General features: G+C 58.7%; 17 protein-coding genes. 9 read left to right on the forward strand and 8 right to left on the reverse strand.

Translation table 11 applies throughout. From position 1 onward, the window contains the following. Nucleotides 1–30 precede the first annotated feature (30 nt). A complete protein-coding gene (gene leuS / locus WG936_RS09380) occupies nucleotides 31–2,853 on the reverse strand; it encodes a leucine--tRNA ligase (protein WP_339572763.1) in 2,823 nt (940 codons plus the stop codon). Nucleotides 2,854–3,033: 180 nt separating this feature from the next. Between leuS and ccmA the strand changes: the two genes are divergently transcribed. Both ccmA and WG936_RS09390 read left to right on the forward strand, forming a co-directional pair. Continuing rightward, entirely contained in the window at nucleotides 3,034–3,678 is a 645-nt protein-coding gene (gene ccmA / locus WG936_RS09385) for a heme ABC exporter ATP-binding protein CcmA (RefSeq protein ID WP_339572764.1), read from the forward strand. Continuing rightward, on the forward strand, nucleotides 3,678–5,396 hold the full coding sequence (locus WG936_RS09390) for an FtsX-like permease family protein (RefSeq protein WP_339572765.1): 1,719 nt from the start codon (nucleotides 3,678–3,680) through the stop codon (nucleotides 5,394–5,396). Before ccmA ends, WG936_RS09390 begins: the two co-directional genes overlap by 1 nt. A gap of 311 nt (nucleotides 5,397–5,707) precedes the next feature. On the opposite strand, the gene WG936_RS09395 is transcribed toward WG936_RS09390, so the two are convergent. The 4 genes from WG936_RS09395 to WG936_RS09410 form a co-directional block, all read right to left on the reverse strand. Then, a complete protein-coding gene (locus WG936_RS09395; protein WP_339572766.1) occupies nucleotides 5,708–7,099 on the reverse strand; it encodes a hypothetical protein in 1,392 nt (463 codons plus the stop codon). Then, a complete protein-coding gene (locus WG936_RS09400; RefSeq protein ID WP_339564821.1) occupies nucleotides 7,099–7,803 on the reverse strand; it encodes an ATP-binding cassette domain-containing protein in 705 nt (234 codons plus the stop codon). Before WG936_RS09400 ends, WG936_RS09395 begins: the two co-directional genes overlap by 1 nt. A gap of 103 nt (nucleotides 7,804–7,906) precedes the next feature. Continuing rightward, nucleotides 7,907–8,563, reverse strand: coding sequence for a response regulator transcription factor (locus WG936_RS09405; protein WP_339564820.1), 657 nt, complete (start codon nucleotides 8,561–8,563; stop codon nucleotides 7,907–7,909). Continuing rightward, the gene (locus WG936_RS09410; protein ID WP_339572767.1) at nucleotides 8,550–9,743 is read right to left on the reverse strand and encodes a sensor histidine kinase; all 1,194 of its coding nucleotides are present in this window, start codon (nucleotides 9,741–9,743) and stop codon (nucleotides 8,550–8,552) included. The genes WG936_RS09405 and WG936_RS09410 overlap by 14 nt, the downstream gene beginning before the upstream one ends. A gap of 344 nt (nucleotides 9,744–10,087) precedes the next feature. Here WG936_RS09410 and WG936_RS09415 point away from each other — a divergent pair, with 344 nt between their 5' ends. Together WG936_RS09415 and WG936_RS09420 are read left to right on the forward strand one after the other, a co-directional pair. Then, nucleotides 10,088–13,573 carry an indolepyruvate ferredoxin oxidoreductase family protein gene (locus WG936_RS09415; protein WP_339572768.1) on the forward strand — a complete coding sequence of 1,162 codons (3,486 nt, stop codon included), beginning with the start codon at nucleotides 10,088–10,090 and terminating at the stop codon, nucleotides 13,571–13,573. Between the two features lie 70 nt (nucleotides 13,574–13,643). Continuing rightward, entirely contained in the window at nucleotides 13,644–14,018 is a 375-nt protein-coding gene (locus WG936_RS09420; protein ID WP_339572769.1) for a Rieske (2Fe-2S) protein, read from the forward strand. 3 nt (nucleotides 14,019–14,021) lie between these two features. Here WG936_RS09420 and WG936_RS09425 read toward each other — a convergent pair whose 3' ends face one another. Both WG936_RS09425 and WG936_RS09430 read right to left on the reverse strand, forming a co-directional pair. After that, on the reverse strand, nucleotides 14,022–15,422 hold the full coding sequence (locus tag WG936_RS09425; protein ID WP_339572770.1) for an FtsX-like permease family protein: 1,401 nt from the start codon (nucleotides 15,420–15,422) through the stop codon (nucleotides 14,022–14,024). Next, on the reverse strand, nucleotides 15,419–16,108 hold the full coding sequence (locus WG936_RS09430) for an ABC transporter ATP-binding protein (RefSeq protein ID WP_339564815.1): 690 nt from the start codon (nucleotides 16,106–16,108) through the stop codon (nucleotides 15,419–15,421). Before WG936_RS09430 ends, WG936_RS09425 begins: the two co-directional genes overlap by 4 nt. 110 nt (nucleotides 16,109–16,218) lie before the next feature. Between WG936_RS09430 and WG936_RS09435 the strand changes: the two genes are divergently transcribed. Genes WG936_RS09435 through WG936_RS09445 form a run of 3 tightly spaced genes read left to right on the forward strand, consistent with a single transcriptional unit; the run spans nucleotide 16,219 to nucleotide 17,926 of the window. Beyond that, nucleotides 16,219–16,923: a sensor histidine kinase gene (locus tag WG936_RS09435; RefSeq protein ID WP_339572771.1), complete on the forward strand. Its 705-nt coding sequence runs from the start codon at nucleotides 16,219–16,221 to the stop codon at nucleotides 16,921–16,923. Next, a complete protein-coding gene (locus WG936_RS09440) occupies nucleotides 16,920–17,579 on the forward strand; it encodes a response regulator transcription factor (protein ID WP_339564813.1) in 660 nt (219 codons plus the stop codon). The genes WG936_RS09435 and WG936_RS09440 overlap by 4 nt, the downstream gene beginning before the upstream one ends. A 44-nt stretch (nucleotides 17,580–17,623) precedes the next feature. Continuing rightward, a complete protein-coding gene (locus tag WG936_RS09445) occupies nucleotides 17,624–17,926 on the forward strand; it encodes an ArsR/SmtB family transcription factor (RefSeq protein WP_339564812.1) in 303 nt (100 codons plus the stop codon). A gap of 179 nt (nucleotides 17,927–18,105) precedes the next feature. On the opposite strand, the gene WG936_RS09450 is transcribed toward WG936_RS09445, so the two are convergent. Continuing rightward, a complete protein-coding gene (locus WG936_RS09450) occupies nucleotides 18,106–19,329 on the reverse strand; it encodes a dicarboxylate/amino acid:cation symporter (RefSeq protein WP_339572772.1) in 1,224 nt (407 codons plus the stop codon). Between the two features lie 73 nt (nucleotides 19,330–19,402). Here WG936_RS09450 and WG936_RS09455 point away from each other — a divergent pair, with 73 nt between their 5' ends. Next, the gene (locus tag WG936_RS09455; RefSeq protein ID WP_339572773.1) at nucleotides 19,403–19,849 is read left to right on the forward strand and encodes an SdpI family protein; all 447 of its coding nucleotides are present in this window, start codon (nucleotides 19,403–19,405) and stop codon (nucleotides 19,847–19,849) included. Continuing rightward, nucleotides 19,846–20,316, forward strand: a complete 471-nt coding sequence (locus WG936_RS09460; protein ID WP_339572774.1) for an NUDIX hydrolase — start codon at nucleotides 19,846–19,848, stop codon at nucleotides 20,314–20,316. Before WG936_RS09455 ends, WG936_RS09460 begins: the two co-directional genes overlap by 4 nt. Nucleotides 20,317–20,465 lie beyond the last annotated feature (149 nt).

Raw genomic sequence — 20,465 nt, forward strand, 5'->3', positions numbered from 1 at the left:
TGATCGTGAAATCATGATCTTCGAGCCGCTTTACTTCACCACCAAGTTCACCATGCGACCCGGAACCACGATCTGCTTGATTACGGTCTTGCCGTCGACATGCGCTGCCGCAGCATCCATTGCTGCCGCGGTCACGGTTTCCTGGGAAGCATCGGTCGCAACCATGATGCGTGCACGGACCTTCCCGTTGACTTGAACTGGCAGTTCGACTTCGTCGTCTACCAGGTATTTCTCATCAAAGCTCGGGAAGTCGACGTAGGCGACGGTTCCCTCATGTCCGAGTCGGGTCCACAGTTCTTCCGCGAGGTGTGGCGCGATCGGCGCCAGCATGACCACGAGTGGTTCGAAGGCTGCCCGTGGTGCGCCACCGTTGTAGGCCTTGGTCAGGTAGTTGACGTATTCGATGAGCTTGGCCACTACGGTGTTCAGCCGCAGTTCCTGGTAGTCCTCGCTCACACCAGCGATCGTGCGGTTCAAGGCCTTGAGGTCGTCCTTGGTCAGCTCAGCCTCGGTGACCGCCAGCTCGCCCGTCTCCTCAGAAATGGCAAGACGCCAGAGTCGCTGTAGGAAGCGGTGCGCGCCGATAACGTCCTTGGTCGCCCATGGTCGCGAGGTGTCTAGCGGCCCCATGGCCATCTCGTAAACGCGCAGCGTGTCTGCACCGTAGTCATCGCAAATTTCGTCGGGAGCGACAGCATTCTTCAGGGACTTGCCCATCTTGCCGTATTCCTGGGCGACTTCTTCGCCCTGGTAGAAGAACTTACCGTCCTTTTCTTCCACTTCCGCTGCCGGAACATAGACACCACGGGAATCGGTGTAGGCGAAGGCCTGAATGTAGCCCTGGTTGTAGAGCCGGCGGTACGGCTCTACTGATGTGACGTGGCCGAGGTCGAAGAGGACCTTGTGCCAGAAGCGGGAGTACAGCAGGTGCAGCACGGCGTGCTCGACGCCGCCGACGTACAAGTCCACGCCGCCACAATCGCCTTCGAACTGCGGGCCGGTCCAGTAACGTTCGTTTTCCAGATCGCAGAACTTTTCAGAGTTGTTTGGGTCGATGTAGCGCAGCTGGTACCAAGAAGATCCCGCCCACTGTGGCATGACGTTGGTGTCGCGGGTGTACTTGCGTGGCCCGTCGCCAAGATCAAGTTCCACCTCGACCCATTCGCTCGCCTTGGCAAGCGGTGGCTGCGGGGAGGAGGAAGCATCCTCGGGGTCGAAGGAAACCGGCTTGTAGTCTTCCACCTCCGGCAACTCGATCGGGAGCATGGATTCCGGCAGAGCGTGGGCGATGCCGTCTTCGTCGTAGACCACTGGGAATGGTTCGCCCCAGTAGCGCTGGCGGGCGAACAGCCAGTCCCGCAGTTTGTATTGAATTTTCTCTTCGCCCTTGCCGGTTTCCTTGAGCCAGGCGATGGTTTTCTCAATGGCATCGGCCTTGTTCAAACCGTTGATGTCTAGGGAGTCGTTGGCAGAGTTGATCGCCTCACCGGATTCAGTAAAGGCTTCTACCTCTACGTTTCCACCCTTGACAACCTCAACGATTGGCAATCCAAATGCTTTGGCGAACTCATAATCGCGAGCATCATGGGCTGGAACGGACATGATCGCGCCCGTGCCGTAACCGGTGAGAACGTAGTCCGCGATGAAAATTGGAACCTCTGCACCGGTCACTGGATTCACCGCATAGCTGCCCAGGAACACGCCGGTCTTTTCCTTGTTCTCCTGACGCTCCAAATCAGACTTCGCAGCAATAGCGGCGCGGTAGGCGGCAACAGCCTCGGCAGGGGAGGCAGCGCCAAAGGTCCAGCGGGTGTCAACGTCGGCGGTATAGGAAGCAGCGGTCAGGGCGTCGACAAGCTCATGCTCTGGGGCGAGCACCATGTAGGTGGCGCCGAACAGCGTGTCCGGGCGGGTGGTGAAGACGCGCAGGTCGCCGGCGGGGGAGGAGAAGTCCACCTCAGCGCCACGCGAGCGGCCGATCCAGTTGCGCTGCATGGACTTGACCTTGTCCGGCCAGTCGAGGAGCTCAAGGTCATCGATGAGCCGGTCGGAGTAGGCGGTGATGCGCATCATCCACTGCGAAAGCTGCTTGCGGAAGACGGGGAAGTTGCCGCGCTCGGACTTGCCGTCGGCGGTGACTTCCTCATTTGCCAGCACGGTGCCCAAGCCCGGGCACCAATTCACCATGGAATGCGAGCGGTAGACCAGGCGGAATTCGTCAATGGCTGCTGCCTTCTCCAGCTTAGTGAGCTCGTTGTACTTACGGCCGTCCTTCGTCTCGCGGGTACCGTCCTCAAGCTCAGAAATCAGCTCCGCGATCGGACGCGCCTTCTGCTGCTCCTCATCGAACCAGGAGTTAAAGATCTGCAAGAAGATCCATTGGGTCCACTTGTAGTACTCGGTATCGGTCGTCGCTACGCTGCGTCGCTTATCGTGGCCGAGGCCCAAGCGTCCCAGCTGACGCTCCATATTGTCGATGGACTCCTGGGTCTTAATCCGCGGATGAGTGCCCGTCTGAATCGCATACTGTTCGGCCGGCAGGCCAAAGGCATCATAACCCAGCGTGTGCAGCACGTTCTTACCCTGCAGGCGGTTAAAACGGGCATAAACATCTGTCGCGATATAACCCAGCGGGTGGCCAACGTGCAGGCCAGCGCCGGAAGGGAACGGGAACATGTCCTGAACGAAAAGCTTGTTCTCCGGGAGCGTGCCCTTAGTTGCTAGATCGCCGACCGGGTTAGGCGCATGGAAGGTACCGTTATCCAGCCAGTACTGCTGCCACTTCTTCTCAATATCGGCGGCTAGGGGCGCGCCATAGCGGAAATTCGGAGTGCTGTCGCTCGGGTTTGTCATGCCAAACAGTCTACTGCCTTGGCTTTTCGACGGCGCGTTTGGTCGGGCCGTCCCAGCAGGCGGGATGGTCGCGAGCTTATCGACGGCGGTTCAGTAGCGACCCCTCATATTTGAAAACCGGAATCAGCAGATTAGGTAAGCTTTGCTTCAGAAATTTCAACGGCGAAGGAGCACCTAAACTTGCTACTCCAATTGAAGGACCTAGGCTTCCGATACTCTCGGCGCGGACCGTTTGTATTTAACAACATTTCCTTAGAACTGCAGCGCCCAGACATTTACGAAATTCAAGGGCCTTCCGGCAGCGGCAAATCCACGCTCCTGCGCATCATCGCCGGCTTGGATACCGCCAGCTCAGGCAGCATTTGGTTGGACAAGCAGAACCGAAACAAATGGAGCAGCAAGAAGCTCTCCCAGTGGCGGGCCCAGCATACGGGCTACGCACCACAGGAGGCTTCCCTACTCAGCAGCCTCACTTGCGCAGAAAATCTCCAGCTCGCAGCCGAAGTATCCGGGACGCCGTGCAATGAGAGCAACACCATTGATCTGCTCAAAAGGCTGGGGCTGGCAGAGTTCGCGCATACAACTCCCGATGACCTTTCCGGAGGACAGCGCCAACGAGTCGGACTTGCCCAAGCACTGATCGGCAAACCCGAACTCATCATTCTCGACGAGCCGGTCAGCGCCCTCGACCCTGAAAGCCAAGCCCGAGTCGAAGCTCTTCTCAGCGCACATGCCCAACAAGGTGCAATCATTCTCTACTGCTCGCACACCCCCATGTTTGGCGGTACCGCGGCACCGCTCATCCGACTGCAAGGAGTCGCGTAATGGCGCGGGAACACCACTGGGTCACGGCCTACCGAAAAGAACTGAAAGAAAAGTACACCCCGCAGCTGATCTTCATCACCGGAGCAACCGCGCTAGTAGGTGCCCTGATCGGATCATTACTCTACGTCGCCTACTCCTCAGGGGGAGGCGCCCCGTTTAGACAGGGCATGACCTACGCCGCAATCATCGCCGTCATTCCCGCCATCATCGGAACCTCGATGGCACACTCTTCCTTCCTTAAGGATCATGCCGAAGCCTTAAGGCATTTCCACCTCCTCGGAGTTCCCCGTAGCAAACTCAAACGGGAGGTCTGGCTTCAGGCACTAGTGCTCGCGCTCATTGCTGCAGTGTTTGGCGCGATCCTTGGCCTAGCTGTGCTTAAACTCCTCATCGGGATTCTGTTTATCGGAATACCCGTGGACTTCCCCCAACGCTGGGGTTCATTCATCAGCGTCTTGCCCACCACATTAGGTGTAACCATTTTGCTCTATGCACTTGGCGCTCTAAAGACAACTAAAACCTTGCACACTGTGCTGAATCCACAACGACCCCAACCGCGAACGGCTCGCCACACTCTGTTCGCGATACTGGGAAAATGCGCAGCACTAGTGAACATACTGCTAGGAATCTGGCTCCTACTGCGCCCGAGTCACGGACTGACAGTGAGCACATTCCTCATTACTTTGCCCTTCTTGGCTTTTACTCTTTCTCCGTACATCGCCCGCTTCTGGTCTCAAGCCTTTCCCCGCACAGTTGTATCGATCTACCGGTGGACGCCGGCAGCCATCGCCGCTCGATCCATGCACAAAACTGGTTCGCTAGCGACAGTCGGTCTGATATCAATCCTGATTTCACTACCGCTGAGCGCATACATGTGGAATAACGTGTCAGCCTTCGGCGCAAAGAACTACAGCGCTTCCGAGCTAAGCTCCGTACCTGTCCTAGCACCACAGGAAGGCAGTTTGCTCTCCGAGCCAGAAGCCCGCCGCGTGTGCGAAGAACTCGCCGAGGATTGCCGGGGAATCGCATGGTGGGTGCCCGCCCAAGTAAGCGATGCCGGTGTGGAATTCGTAGAGCATCCGAACGATTACGTTCTAGCAGCAGAACCACCCGCTGTATTGGCCGAGCTCAAAGGCGACAACCCAGTCCCGGAGGACGAGCGGTCATACTTCAACTCGGATACCATGACGCTCTTTCGTGGTTTCACAGAAGAAGTACGTGCACCCAGGGGAGGCATCGTCATTGCCACAGTAAACAATCCCAACATCCCACAAATTGCGGATCAAAAGCTCGAACTGCTACCCGCCAACCAGTGGGCACAGCATGCAGACACAGCCTTACTCTACGGCCCGCATGGCACAGGGACCACGGAGTTCATTCCGCTCTTCGCCTACACGCTATTGACGTTGTCAGTAATCATCATGGTCATATTCATGAGCAGAAAGAAGCAGCTGCGTCGCTTCTTTGAGCCCCTGCATGTCCTCGGGTTGAATTCGACGCAGCAAACTGCAACAAGGGTATGGACCTTTGCTTTTGCCTTCTTCAACGCCTTAGTAGCGGCCGTCATCGCAGTCTCGTGGTATTCCTGCGTCGGAGCATTCAGCACTACTGGCCGTGTTCTGCCACTGTTGCCGTCGATGCCCGCCGGGCTGTGGATACTGTTTGGCATCGTCGCCACAACTTGCTCGATAATCCCAGCTCTACACAAGGAAGGTTAATAACCGAGCAGGTGGGATCAGCTGGTTCCACCAGTAGTGCTGCTGTCTTTATCGTTGCTTTCGATGACACTGTCCATAGTCTTCATAAGCTTCTTCAGAAACAGGACAACGAATGTTATGAGTGCAATGGCTACGATTGCGAAAGCCAGTAATATCAGTATCTCTTGGTAACCAGGGTTCATCTTTTTCGCCTCCCGATGCGGATAGACAAGCAGCCATCCTACTGCCATTCATATGTCACTATTACCCATAGTTGCAAATGTTTTTCAACCAGCGTGGCAATCTGAACCGTTTTGCAGGGATGCCAAGGCCTACCATGTTCGTTCCACATGCCTAATAGCGCGGCGAGACACCAAGAGCTCGATCCCGATCAGCAGCACACACGTCACGACGGCGATGGGGAACCTAGTTCCAACGACCGCAGTCATTCCCCAGCTAGGCAGCGCCGGGAACCATAACAGGGTGTCTGCGAGGACATCGCCGCCCAGCGTAAGCGAGAAAATAGTCCACACCACAACAGCCCCGAGCGATACAGTGACACCCCAATAAAGCTGGAGCGTTTGCGCGCTGAGCATCATCAGGATGCCAGTTAGGGTCCACAAGATGAATCGCTGCCAGGAATGATCAACCAGACTTGCCGTCACTAAGCTCAGTATCGCCACCACCGCGCTCTGCCATAGCAACACCGCACTTCGGAGTACGGGTGTCTCCACAACCGACAAGCTCCACGTTGGGCGCAGCACCGACCACACCAAGACCGCTAAGACTCCTGCACCTACCGGTAGTAGGCCCAGCGAGTAGAAGGCAACCAGGTAGTTCGGCGGGTAGATCAACGCAATTAGAGCGATCATTCCGAGCGACAACGCGACGCACCATCCGGTCGCAGTGGTGAAAAGCAGTCTTGTGAGGACCCACAGCAGAACCAAGACAGATTGCGGTTGCCGATCGGAGAGCGCACGGGTCAGCTCAGGGCTTTGCAGGTGCTGTTGTTCTGCTCGCGGTGCTTTTCGCCGGAGACGAAGTGGGGACTGGATGGCCAGCCACGCCCCGAAAATTCCCAAGACTAGGTTGAGGAGGATCGCCAACCAGGGGGATTCTGTGAGCAGGGGTTCTCCCGCCACCAAAGGAACTGCATTGGAATGGATGCTGATGGTGGGGAGCAGAATCCGTACTTGCCACGCTGGGGGATACAGGAACCAGTTGCTGTTCTCCGCTAAAGTTACGCCGCCTATCTGCCACACAAAACCGAACAGAACCGCGAACACTGTCCCTGTACCGCGTGCGACCCATTGCAGGATCCCCACTAGTCCCGGTGTGGCAATCGCGGCTAAGAGTGCCGCTAATGCCGCATCACTAGCTCCGGTCATGGCATAGGTGATGCCAAAATTGACCAGGATCAGGCACACGACCACCACAGTGCACACGATGAAGCGGCACAGTCGCAGCATCTTCAGGGAGGTACTGCGTGTTTCCATTCCACCCGATCTCGCCTTTATTTCTCTGGTTTCTGCGATTCCCGCAGCTAGGCCGACAATGGGAACCATCATTCCGGTCACGAACAACGCCTGCCAGTACAGCAGGTTTTCGCTGGCAACTGCACTTCCAAAAAGCCCACTGAGCAATGCAATCGGCACAGCAAGCAGGGGATAGTAGGCGAGTGCCGAACCTTTCACGCGGAGCACCTCCGCTCGCAACAGATGCACTACCGCGTCCCTTTCATCGTTGTTTCCAGGAACTTCTGCTCCAATTGCCCGGAAGGCGCGAAATCCGAAAGCGCCCCGGTGTACGCAGTCTTTCCCAAGTGCAGCACCGTGAGATCTTGGGCAAGATGCGTGATTTCACCCAGCTGATGTGAGCTAACGAGGACAGTGCCACCATGTTCTGCCCAGCTCTGCAACATGTGGCGAAGATCCACGATCCCTTGCGGGTCCAGGCCGTTCTGTGGCTCGTCGAGCATCAGAATCTTCGGGTCCCCCAGCAGCGCGATTGCCAAAGCAAGGCGTGCCTTCATACCAGTGGAGAAGTTCTTTGCCTTCTTCTTACCTGCTCCGCTGAGACCCACGGCATCGAGAACACGATCAACCTCTGCCTTCGGCAACCCCAAGGAAAGTGCATGAATACGCACATTGTCAGTGGCGCTGAGGTGACCATACAAGGCAGGCCCGTTAACGGAAGCACCGATGTGACGCAGTGAGTGTCTTTTGAACCTCTCACCCAGAACTCTTACCTCTCCGGCTTGCAGTTCGATCAGTCCCAGTATCGCGCGAAAGGCGGTGGACTTGCCCGCACCGTTTCGGCCTAAAAGCGCATGGATGCGTCCCGGCTGCAGGCACATTGAAAAGTCTTCCAAGATGGGTTGACCACCCAGCTTCACGTTGATCCGATCAACTTCTAGTGAATATTCCATGCTGCAAGTCTGACAGGGCACTGCTAACAGAAACATCCAGCTAGAGACCATTTCTTCCGATCTCAACCGGCCCACAGTTCAACCCCTTATGGGGTAGCAGAACTTAGTCGACTAGCTTCATTCGAAATGCTGCCACTACAAGTGCCACGCGATCTCGTGCCTGCAATTTGTCCAAGAGACTGGAGACATGGGACTTTGTCGTCGACAAGCTGATGCGCAGTTCTTCGGATATCTCTTGATTGTTCTTGCCTTGCGCAACCAGTTTCAGTACTTCCTTTTCCCGTACCGAGATGGGGAGTTCACTGAAGTCACCTGCCGGAGTGGGGGACTTTCTCAGGGCCGCGAGGACACGGGGTGTTACGCTCGGATCCAAGTACGCTTTCCCGCTACTTACGCAACGGACGGCCTCGAAAAGTACCTCCGGTTCGGAATCCTTCAACAAGAAGCCCTGTACACCACTGTTGATAGCGCTCAGAATGTTGTCTTCTACGTTGAAAGTGGTCAGCATTAACACCTTCGGCGGGTGCGGCATAGCCAAGATTTCTTGCGCTGCGGAGATGCCATCGAGCACTGGCATTGCGACGTCCATAACCACGACGTCGACAACCCTGTGCGCAGCTTGGCGCACGGCATCTGCCCCGTCTTTTGCCTTAGCGACGACCTCAATGTCAGGCTCAGAATTCAAGATTGTGCTCAACGCAGAGAGCAGTAGTGGCTGGTCATCCGCAAGCAGCACTCGGATTGGCCTAGTTGCTAACAAGGGGAATCACCGCCTGGAGCTTAAAGGAATTGCTTCCGCTAGGGGTAGCGCTGAGCTGTCCTCCCAGGGACTTCAGTCTTTCTTGCAGTCCAACCAAACCAGTCCCGCTTCCTTCCTGGGTAGCGGTATACGCACCGGTACTCAGGACGTTCAGGCTGATTGCCTTCGGGTTCCGCAGGATCTTCACCATTACTGTGCTCTCCGAACCCTGATGCCGGAGCACATTAGTCAGTCCTTCCACCAGCACCCGGTGTAGGGCTAAGAGGATCCGTGGAGGCAATCCCTGAACCTCCGGAAGCACATCCTTCGGCGCGAGTACTACGTTGATCCCGGTTGAACGAAAATCTTCGATGACACCCCGGCTTTCGCTGACAAACCCTTCCGGGCTTGCCCAAACCTTATTGCCAATTTCTACGTCGCGTAGAGATCCGATCATAGCTCTGACCTCAGCTAAGGACTCTGCACTCGTCTCCTTAATTGATGTCAGCGCTGCCAATGCTGCCTGGTTATCCTGCTTTCCCGCGATGAGACCAGCATTGGCCTGCACATTCATGAGGGTCAGACTATGCGCTAGCACATCATGAATCTCACGGGCGATGTCATTGTGCTCCCGTTGCCGTGCAGCGAGCAGGTCTTGCTCTCGTTCTCGCTGTACCCGAATCCCTTGCGCGCGCGCTCGCGCCGCCCACATGTACACCCCAAAGATGGCGAACCAATGAAATGCCAGGCTTTGCAGCAATTCCCACCGATCTGGGTACACCCAATTGCCGTCGACCATCGTGAAGCTAAAGGGCGAGATCAGTGACCCGAGGGCACACCACACGCCAGCGATTCTTCCCCACCGCAAACCGGAATAGCGAGTGATGTTGTAGATGGCCAAGGGCGCGACCGCCAGGTAGGGCGCGTATCCAGAATTTTCTGGCAGTTGCGAGACCCAGTTCAGCTGCCATGCGGTGAGTAAAGCGAGGGAACCAAAGCCAGCCAGGCGTGCATATGCGCGATTGAACAGCAGCGTAATCACAAAGCCGATGCTGAGAGCGAAGTAGCGCCAATCGCTGGGCTCGCCGCTGGACAAGGCACTCAGCAGCATCAGAATGCTGAGCAACACGGCAATGCCTGCCAGGAAGTCGTCACCGATTCGGACATTTCGCAGGACACGCAATGCTTCGGTCACCTCCACGCTTTCATTCTCATGTTGTCCAGAATGTCATACTCGAAAACTTCCTCAGCGCGCCTAGTACTAGAGGACTATTGCCCACGCACCCGAAAAATCTTTGTTCTACAAGTTAAGCCAGCAAAGCGCCATCGCGCAGCAGCGGTGGGACAAAACCGTGGTCGTCGATAAGCACTGCTCGGAAGCAGAAAAGTTAGCAAATCGGCTGGAATGGAACCTCCAAAAATATCCCCAAAATTCTATGGTCTGGGTCACAGTTCTGCGCTACAGTGCAAGCACATTAGTGACCACCGTCACTGTCTTGACCCGAGCTCCACCCATGAGCAACGACACGCAAGGATTGGTGCACCATGACCTCCGTTATTGACCACAGCCGCTCAGCCCGCGGCTTTTCACTGGAAGACCGCTACACCCGCGAAGAGGGAACTGTCTTTCTTTCCGGCATCTCTGCGCTGGCTCGCATGGTCCGAGACCGCGCTGTGCTCGACCGTAGGCTCGGCCTCAAGACCGGATCCTTCATCTCCGGCTACGAAGGCTCACCCCTGGCTGGCTACGACCTCGAACTCGCGGGCAAGGCTCGCCGCTTCTTGGAGCCGTATGACGTGGTCCACCAGCCAGCGCTCAACGAGGAAATCGGTGCCACCTCGGTCATGGGCTCCCAAATCGCGCAGGTGATTAAGCCTCTCGACGGTGTCACCGGCTACTGGTACGGCAAGGCCCCGGGCCTCGACCGCGCCTCCGACGCCCTGCGCCACGCCAACATGATCGGCACCAGCAAAACCGGTGGGGCCGTGGCCATCGTTGGCGACGACCCCGGCGCGAAGTCCTCCACCGTTCCCTGCGCTTCCGAAATGGAACTCGCAGACCTCTACATGCCGATCCTCTACCCGGCGGACTCCCAAGACATCCTTGACCTTGGCGTCCACGCGGCAATCATGTCTCGTACCTCCGGCCTGTGGACCTCTTTGAAGATTTCCGCGCACGTCGCCGATGGTTCCTCAACAGCCGAGGTGTCCCCAGAACGCATCACGCCGGTGTTTGGTGACCTGGGCGAAAGCCCGCACATCCCGAGTGGCCGTCTGCTCGGAAAAAACCTCATGGACCTGGAGAAGAGCCAGCTCAACGTACGTTTGCCGCGCGCCCTCGAGTACGCACGCCTGAACGGCTTGAACAAGATCGAGGTGAGAACCGGAGATGACCGCATCGGCATCATCGCCGCAGGTAAAACCTACAACGACGTTCGCTCCGCGCTCTCGCGCATGGGTATCGATGAAGATGAGCTGAACCGCCGCGGCATCCGCCTGCTCAAGCTCGGCATGGTGTACCCGATGGAGCGCACGGTTCTCTACGAGTTCATTGAGGGTCTGGATGAGGTCATCGTGGTGGAGGAGAAGCGTGACTTCATCGAAACGATGATCCGCGAGATCCTCTACGATCACCCTCACACCCCGGCGATCCGTGGCAAGTCCAACGAGGATGGCTCCACCTTGTTCTCCCGCTTCGGCGAGCTAGATATTGACTCCGTAACCCAGGGGCTCGCGCATCGCCTCGGCAAGGTGCACCGCATCGAAGCGGCCGAGCGCTGGCTGGAATCCCGAGAAACCACGCGCACCCGCATCTCCCTGCCGCTCGCGCAGCGCACCCCGTACTTCTGCTCCGGCTGCCCCCACAACTCCTCCACCAAGGTCGCGGAGAACTCACTGGTGGGTGCCGGAATCGGCTGCCACGCAATGGTGCTGTTGCAGCCAGAAGCGCAGGTTGGCAACGTCATCGGCGTCACCCAGATGGGTGGCGAGGGCACCCAATGGATCGGAATGGCGCCGTTTGTGAAGGAAAAGCACTTTGTGCAGAATTTGGGCGACGGCACCTTCGACCACTCCGGTTCCTTGGCTGTCCGCGCGGCAGTAGCGGCGGGGGTGAACATCACCTACAAGCTGCTCTTCAACGGCACGGTGGCCATGACCGGTGGCCAGGACCCCGTTGGTGGTAAGTCCCTCACCGAGACGCTCACACTGCTGCAGGCGGAGAAGGTGGCCCGCATCGTGGTCACCACCGATGATGTCCGTGGCACAAAGAAGCGCGTTCCAGCCGGCATCCAGGTGCGCTCCCGCGATGAGCTTATCGACGTCCAGCGGGAACTCGCCGCGGTCCCTGGCGTCACGGTGTTGGTGCATGACCAGCATTGCGCCGCAGAGAAGCGCCGCAAGCGTAAGCGCGGCGAGTTCCCTACTCCAAACAAGCGCGTGGTGATCAACGAGCGCATCTGCGAAGGCTGTGGCGACTGTGGCGATAAGTCCAACTGCCTTTCCGTGCACCCGGTGGAGACCGAGTTTGGCCGCAAGACCCGCATCGACCAATCCACCTGTAACCTCGACTTCTCCTGCATCGAGGGCGATTGCCCCTCCTTCATGACTGTGGATATCCCGAACGCGGGGGAGCGCAAGCAGGGCCTCAACAGCGTCAAGCGCATCAGCGCCCCTGAAATCTCCAGCTCCGAGCTTCCGGAACCGGAGATGGAAGTGTCCTTGGATCGCATCGACAGCTACGGCCTGCGCATCACCGGCATCGGTGGCACGGGCGTCGTCACGGTGTCTGCCGTGCTGGCCACCGCCGCGGTTATCGACGGCCTCTCTGCCCGCACCGTGGACATGACAGGCCTCGCGCAAAAGGGTGGCGCCGTTGTCTCCGACGTGAAGCTCTCCCAACACCCGACGGCGCAGGCCTCCAAGGTCGGTGCAGGCGAAGCTGACCTCTACCTGTGCGCCGACGGTCTCGTGGGCGCAGACAGCATCAACCTCAAGGTGACCTCCCCGGAGCGCAGTGTGGCCGTGCTCTCCACGGCGAAGGTCCCTACCGGAGAAATGGTCAAGGACACCAAGAAGGCGTACCCACACCTTGATGACATCGCCTCCCGCATCGGAGAAACAACCAAGCGCCTGGTCCAGCTCAACCCGGTCGCCCTCACGGAGGAGCTCTTCGGCGATTCCAACACGGCAAACATGCTGCTCGTAGGCGCGGCCTACCAGACCGGATCGCTGCCCATCTCCGCGGCTGCGATCGAGCAGGCCATCGAGCTCAATGGCGTCGCAGTTGAGCGCAATCTGCAGTCCTTCCGCCGTGGCCGCCAGGCGGTAGCAGATCCTGCGGCACTCAGCAGCACCCTCGCAGCGATGCGCCCCGAGGAGAAGCCGCAACCGACGCACACCCTCTCCGACATCATGAATCTGCGCACCTTGGAGCTCACGGAGTACCAGGACACCGCCTATGCCCGTCGATACACGACCCGCGTCGAGGCCATGCACCGTGCCGAAGAAGCCACCGGTCTGGGCACCACGATGCTGGCAGAGTCCGTGGCCCGCTACCTGTACAAACTCTTGGCTTACAAGGACGAGTACGAGGTCGCACGCTTGGCCACCGACCCGACGGTCACCAATGACATCGAGGCCGACTTCGGGCCGGAAGCCCGCGTAAACATCAAACTGCATCCGCCGATCTTGCGCGCAATGGGCATGAACAAGAAGATCACCCTTGGCCCGTGGGCACGCCCGGCGTTGAAGGGCCTGGCCCAGGCTAAGCGCCTGCGCGGCACCCCACTCGACATCTTCGGTATGACGGAGGAGCGTCGCATCGAGCGAGAATTGATCACGGACTACGAGGCCTTCGTGGACGAGCTCATCGCCCACATGGAACGAGGCGTGGATCTGGACTGGCTCACCCGCGCCACCGCTGCCGCATCGCTACCAGATATGGTGCGCGGCTTCGGCGAGATTAAGCTGCGGAACGTTGCGGAGTACCGTACCGCGCTGGAACAGGCTCGGGCGGACTTGTTCGCTTAGGCTTCGCCGCTTATCGACGTCGATAGGCGCCCGCACTGCAAGAACCCTCCGGCCGACCCATAATAAGGCCATGGCCTGCTCACGTCGCTTGTTTCTGCTGGGGACCGCTTCGACCTTCGCCGGGGCGGTGCTCGCGGCCTGCAGTGCGCAAGAGGAACCGCTGCCCGCGAACGCCATCAAGATCAAAGACGTACCGGTGGGAAGCGCGGTGGAAGTGGGCAACTTCATCATCGCGCAGCCGGAGAAGGGCACCTTCATCGCCTATAGCTCGGAGTGCCCGCATCAGGGCGGCACGGTGAACATTTTTGAAAACGGCAAAGCCCGCTGCCCCGAGCACAATTCTCAGTTTGACCTGAGCACGGGGGAGCGGGTGTGGGGTCCGGCGCGCGAAGACCTCACGCAAGCGAAACTCACCCAGAAGGGCAAGGCGCTGTTCGCGGAGTAGTGTCTAGTCGTTCCGACGGCCACCGTCCGCGAGCATGCGGCTGCGCAGTGGTTCAACGGCAAGCATTGCGAGGAGGGTGAGCGACCATCCGGCGAGCAAGAACACCGAGGCGTTGAGAAGGCGAGCGGGAACGTTCATGTCCCCGGAGGCGCCGAAGAGCGCGACCATAATGGCCGCACCGACCATAAATCCCACCAGACTTACCAGCATGATCGGCGCCATGACCTGGCCCAACGCGATGCGGAAGTGGAATCCCCGGGGTACGCCGAGATCAGCGAGCGCACGGGAAAGGTCGGCACGTTCGAATACTTCCGCGGCTTGACCTAGGACTATGGATACTGAGGCGATAATGAAGCCAATGACCACGGTGATCATCACGCCGGTGTTCAAGTCACCGAACATCATCCCGACGTCCGCTTCTTCTTTGAAGAGAGTCGATATGTCGTCCTGACCCTTAGGGGAGAGGATCAGGACGCCCACCAGGACGCCATAGAAGGCGGTGGCTGCGCTGCGTCGCCAAGCGGATCGCGCGTCGGTAGCTACGCGGCGGGTGGCAACGAAGTTGCTGGTGCCGGGAAACAGCCCGAAAACGCGGAATAGCAGTTGGAGGAGGAAGGGCACACCGACGTTCAGCACGCTAACCATGATGAACAGGACGAAGAACAAGGACACCAAGAATTCGGCGTCTGCACTTACATTCTGCACCTTCATCCATGCGATTCCAGCGATCAGCACAACAACGGCAAGGATCAGGCGCCACCAGCGCAAAGCCCGCGGCATCTCTCTCCGGGCAACACCGAGTGGGGATACCCGGACCCGCTGCATCCCCACGTAGGAAGAGAGCAAAGCAAGCAGCAATAAGATCACGGCTACCGTAAGGTACCCCCACCACGGCAAGATGAGTTCCGCAGTGCCCACCTGTTTGAGGTGGAAGGTGAATTTGCTGCCGAGGGGTGCGGTCAGCAGCGCTAACAACCCGCCCAACACAATGCCTACCACGGCCTGCAAACCTGTTTCTGCGGCCGTCATCGCGGTGATCTGGCGGGAAGACATACCGAGCAGCCTGAGGGCAGCCAAGCGTTGTTCACGCCCCGAGGCCCCCATCACTGCGGCCTGGGAGGTGAGCGAGAAGATCGCGGGGAAGAGAAACGCGCAGGCAATGAAGGCGAGCGCCAAATAGGTAAACATCATGTCCTCGGTGGAGCGGAACTCATGGACTTCTAATGGCAACTCCGGCGCATGCAAGGAGCGCTGGTAGAACATCCAGGTACCACCAGCGACGATGAACGCGATCCAAGAACAGACGGTCAAGGAAAACACGGCCAGGAAGGCTACGAGGCCGGTGCCGGATCGGGCCTGCAGCGATGCCTTTTGCAGCTTCCAGGACAATGCCAGCGGGTTCATCGCGTCAAACCTCCGATCAGGCGGTCATCGTGGATAATGCCATCGCGGATCTCGATGCGTCGCTCTAGCCAACCAGCGACCTTCACGTCGTGTGTGACCAGGATCAGAGTAGTGCCGCGCTGCCGCACCATCGTGGTGAGCAGCTGCATCATCTCGTGCCCGGTGGTCTGATCCAGTGCCCCGGTCGGTTCATCGGCGAAAATCACATCCGGAGCAGTCACCAACGCGCGGGCCACGGCGACGCGTTGCGCCTGGCCACCGGACATTTTTGCTGGGCGTCGATCTGCAAGGACACCCAAACCTAGCTGATCCAGCAGCTCAACCGCCTGCGAGAAGGCTTGACGTCGTGGCGTGCCATTCAATAGGGCTGGCAGCGCAACGTTCTCGGCGGCGGTGAGTTCGGGGAGCAGCTGGCCGTCTTGAAAGACAAAGCCGAACTTCTTCAACCGGAGGGCGGAGCGGTCGGCGTCGCTAAGCTGCGCGATGTTGCGGCCGCCGAATAGCACGGCACCGGTTGACGGGCGCAGCACCCCCGACATGCAGTGCAGCAGGGTGGATTTGCCAGAGCCGGAGGGCCCCATGATGGCAACGGTTTCACCGGCATCAATGCCCAGGTTGATGCCGGTGAGGACATGGGCACCGCCGAAGGTCTTGGTGAGGTCTTGAAGTGCAAGTAAATGTTCCATGTTTCCTATTTCACCGTCGTGCACCGAAGCATAACACCGCCCTTACCCTGCACTTTTTGGTAGTGCCAGCCCTACCCCCCGGGCGGTTGGGTTCGTCTAGAGTGGGCGGCGTGAAGTGGTTTTCTGCGTCCCAGCCTACCGAGGAGGTCTCTGCTCGGCGGATTGCTGAACTGACTGCCTCCCGACGCGCGGTGGCAGATGCTTATGAAATTGAAAGACAGCGCATCGAACGAGACTTGCACGATGGCGCACAACAGTTCCTCGTGTCAGCGATGATCAAGCTGGGGGAGGCGCAACTGGATGCTTCCGGCCCGCAGGTTGAGCTCATTGCAGCGGCGAAGGCGGATGTTGCGGAGGGGCTGAGTGCACTGCGCAAAACGGTGCGTGGCATCCAGCCCCAGGTACTCACTGACCGCGGCCTCGTCGCGGCGCTCAGCAATGTCGCGACCAGCTATGGCCCGCACGTAACGGTGTACGCTCCCCATGAGCTGCCGGAGCTATCAGCAAGCGTGCTGGCCGCAGGCTATTTCTTCACCACCGAGGCCCTCACCAATGCCGCCAAATATGCGTCGAGGGCCCCAGTCAGCGTCCTGATCACCTCAGACGAGTCGCTGCGCATCTCCGTGGTCGACCAGGGCCCCGGCGGTGCCACGCTTATCGACGGCCATGGCCTCGCCGGCATGCGCGAGCGCCTCGCGGCCTTCGATGCGACTCTGACCATCAGCTCACCCGTGGGCGGTCCGACGAAGGTAGCTGCCGCCATCCCCTTGCTCTTGGACCGCGGACAGCCTGGCTATCGATTGGAACACCCATGAAAATTGTTATCGCCGACGATTCGGCGCTCCTACGTGAGGGTCTAGCCGGCCTGCTCTCTCGACGTGAGCACGAGATTGTCGGGAGCGTAGCCACTGCAACCGAACTGAAGGAACTTGTCAGGTCTTCCGCAGAATTGCCCGACATCGTCATCACCGATGTCCGGATGCCACCCACGATGGGCGATGACGGCCTCCGCGCGGCCGTCGAGTTGCGCTCGGAGTTCCCCCACTTGCCCTTCATGGTGCTCTCCCAGTACGTGGCACCGGCTTACGCCGTGGATCTCTTCTCTTTCGGCAGCCAGCCGGTCGGCGGAACGGGCTATCTGCTGAAGGACCGCGTGGCGGATGTCGCCGAGTTCCTCCGCTCGATAGACATCGTCGCCCGTGGCGGCACAGTCATCGACCCTGAAGTGGCCGCAGCGCTCATGACCGCTGGCCGATCCGGGCTGGGGGAGCTCACTCCCCGCGAGAAAGAGGTCCTCGAGCTCATGTCCCAAGGCCTCTCCAATTCCGACATCGCTAGCGCGCTGTTCGTCTCCGGCGCCACGGTAGGCAAACACGTTGCCAATATCTTTCTGAAACTCCGGCTCGATCCGACCGAAGAAAATCGCAGGGTAAAGGCAATTTTGGAGTACCTTGCCGCCGGGCTGCGCTAGCAAATGTTTCACGTGAAACATGCCCCGCCCGATATGATGGATTTATGCAAGACCTACTGAACCTCGCTGATGATTGGTCGCCGCTGTTCAAGGTTCTGGGGGATCCCTCGCGCCTCAAACTGCTGCTCTGGATGCACTACCGGGGTCCCGGCGCGGCCACCGTCTCCGAATTGGCCGAGGCCACCGGTCTGCGCACCGCCACCGCCTCCGCCGCGCTCAAAAACATGGAAGCCGCCGGGATCATCCGTCCGTCCAAGGAGGGTAGGCAAGTGCGCTACCTGCTTATCGACGACCGCGCCCACGAACTCCTGCACCACCTAGGTGGCACGCACGTGCATAGTCACTAGCTACTGCACGCAAAAACCGCCCCAGCACCGTTCGTTCACGGCCAGCTGCAGCGGTTTCTTAGGGGGTCAACGATCATGATTTCAGGATCATGATGTTGCGAGTCGCAAGAGTGCTACCAGGCGGGTAGAAGACCTCCTACTCTCATAATCATGATCGTGAAATCATGCTCGCCGAGAGGCTACTTTCCAAACACCTCGTCGACAAGCTCTTCCTCGCCCTCCAACGCGGTGGCGCGGGACAGCTTGCCGCCAGCGAACTTGTTCACCATCATCGCGATGGCACCGTCGCCGGTGACGTTACATGCAGTACCGAAGGAATCGATGGCGATGTAGGCAGCAATCATGAGCGCTACTTGACTCTCGTCGAAGCCGAGATCGGACTGCAGCAGACCGACGGCCGCCATGATCGCACCACCCGGAACACCAGGGGCAGCAATCATCATGATGCCCAGCAGGAAGACGAAGCCCAGCATGTGAGCGGGTGGCATGTCCATGCCGTTCATCCACATGATTGAGAAGGCGAAGAGGGCGATCTTCATCATCGAACCAGAAAGGTGAATGGTGGCACACAGTGGAACCACAAAGCCAGCCACTGCCTCGGAGACACCGTTCTTCAAAGCGGAAGCATAGGTGACTGGAATCGTCGCAGCAGAGGAGGAGGTACCCAGCGCGGTGCCATAAGCGGGAAGCATGTTCTTCAGCGAAGTGAAGGGATTGCGACCGGACACGATGCCCGCCACGATGAATTGCAGCACCAGCACAATCCAGGTCATGATGGTGGCCAGGAGGAGGACCTTGCCGAAGGCGGTCAGGGTAAGCATCAAGTTGCCGTTCATTCCCATGGATAGGAACATGCCGAAGATGAACACCGGCAACAGCGGAATCACAAAGCGCGCGATCACCTTCATGATCACTTCCTGCAGCTCATCCGCCGCAGCGAAGAGGGTGTCGGATTTAACCGCCGTCATCCCCAGGCCAACGGTAAAGGCGAGTAGCAGCGCCGCCATGACTTCCATTGGCGCCGGCATTTCGACCTCAAAGTAAGGCGATAGGGCAGTGGCGTCGATGTCCGCAGCCTCCACCATGGACTGCCCTTTGAGCAACCATGGGTAGACGCTGATCGCGACGACAAAGGCCAAGGATCCCGAAAGAATTGTCGAGGCGTACGCAATGCCGGTAGTAATGCCGAGCCACTTGCCGGCCCCCTTACCCAGGCTGGCGATCGCCGGAGTAATCAAAGCGAAGATCAGGACTGGGACAAAGAAGCCCAAGAAATTGCCAAATAGACCGTTAAACGTGACAAAAACGCGCGCGAGCCAATCTGGGAAAATGAAACTGCAAACGACGCCCAAGACGATAGCGATGAGCACCCGAAACAGCAGAGATCCGGTTAGTTTCTGCACGGAGTAACCTTTCTTAGTAAAATGTAACTCTCTTGAATATAGCTGCTGGCAGCCGAGAGTTAGAATGTTTAGCATGACAATTTTCGCGGTATTACTCCTCGTCCTCGCAGCCGTCGCCATCGTGAGTGGCGTACTGGGGTGGACGAAGAAGCTGCCGGGTAACGGCGTCATCGGACTCAAGGTCCCAGAAGTGCGCCAATCCAAGGAAATCTGGGACGCCGCACACCTTACTGCGGGACCAATGTGGTTCCTTGCTGGCGTGTCGCTCTGCTTCGGTGGCCTCGCCGGTCTGCGTGGCACTGGGATCGGCACCCTCATAGTGATGGCCGTGGCTGCTTTCCTGGCTGCTGTGCTCGCAGGAATTGGTGCGAACAACGGCGCGAAGGTGGCGCATCTTCTTGGCGCCGCTAACAAGGAAACCGAGGGCTGCGATGGGGACTGCAACTGTGGTACGGATGCTGCCGTCGAGAAGCCAGCGGTTGATGTGGCGGCACTGCGCAAGGCGATGGAGCAGCAGTGACCCCCGAATTCATCCTCGACCTGCGTGCCAAGGTCGGCCACACCGAACTGTGGCTCCCTGGGGTCACCGCGATCATTTTGCACGAAGGCCACGTGCTCTTGGTGCAGCGCTCAGATAACGGACAGTGGACTCCAGTCACCGGAATTTGCGATCCGCGCGAGGAACCACACGAGACAGCCCAGCGCGAGGCCGAAGAAGAAACCGGCGTGCACATCCGCGTCGATCGGCTGCTCTGGGTGCAAGCCGTCGGCCCCGTGCATTACCCCAATGGGGATGTCACCTCCTACACCGATACCGCCTTCGTCTGTACACTGCAGCCAGACTCTCCAACTGCGCAGGTCAACGACGACGAATCCATCGCTGTCCGATGGTTCCCCGTAGCAGAATTGCCCGAGATGAAGCCCCGATTCCTCCACCTCATTGAGGCGGCTTTGACAGGAAAAACGGGATTTGGCTCCCAAAACTAATCCCGCTGTGTTACCGTAGCCCCATGACTTTTTCGATTGCACAGTGGTGGTGGCCCTACTAGCGGGCCCCCTTTGTTGTGATCGAAACGGCCCGCACCGCATCAGGTAGCGGGCCACTTTTGTCTCTCTACCTGTGTAAACCCCACCTA

The organism is Corynebacterium sp. H127 (assembly GCF_037482665.1).
Taxonomy (GTDB): Bacteria; Actinomycetota; Actinomycetes; order Mycobacteriales; family Mycobacteriaceae; genus Corynebacterium.

What these genes read in the sequence shown, in the direction of transcription:
- WG936_RS09445 (WP_339564812.1), top strand. Translation starts at nt 17,624, where the DNA reads ATGCAAGACCTACTGAACCTCGCTGATGATTGGTCGCCGCTGTTCAAG.
- WG936_RS09420 (WP_339572769.1), top strand. Translation starts at nt 13,644, where the DNA reads ATGGCCTGCTCACGTCGCTTGTTTCTGCTGGGGACCGCTTCGACCTTC.
- WG936_RS09415 (WP_339572768.1), top strand. Translation starts at nt 10,088, where the DNA reads ATGACCTCCGTTATTGACCACAGCCGCTCAGCCCGCGGCTTTTCACTG.
- WG936_RS09390 (WP_339572765.1), top strand. Translation starts at nt 3,678, where the DNA reads ATGGCGCGGGAACACCACTGGGTCACGGCCTACCGAAAAGAACTGAAA.
- WG936_RS09400 (WP_339564821.1), bottom strand. Translation starts at nt 7,803, where the DNA reads ATGGAATATTCACTAGAAGTTGATCGGATCAACGTGAAGCTGGGTGGT.
- leuS (WP_339572763.1), bottom strand. Translation starts at nt 2,853, where the DNA reads ATGACAAACCCGAGCGACAGCACTCCGAATTTCCGCTATGGCGCGCCC.
- WG936_RS09455 (WP_339572773.1), top strand. Translation starts at nt 19,403, where the DNA reads ATGACAATTTTCGCGGTATTACTCCTCGTCCTCGCAGCCGTCGCCATC.
- WG936_RS09440 (WP_339564813.1), top strand. Translation starts at nt 16,920, where the DNA reads ATGAAAATTGTTATCGCCGACGATTCGGCGCTCCTACGTGAGGGTCTA.
- WG936_RS09430 (WP_339564815.1), bottom strand. Translation starts at nt 16,108, where the DNA reads ATGGAACATTTACTTGCACTTCAAGACCTCACCAAGACCTTCGGCGGT.
- WG936_RS09425 (WP_339572770.1), bottom strand. Translation starts at nt 15,422, where the DNA reads ATGAACCCGCTGGCATTGTCCTGGAAGCTGCAAAAGGCATCGCTGCAG.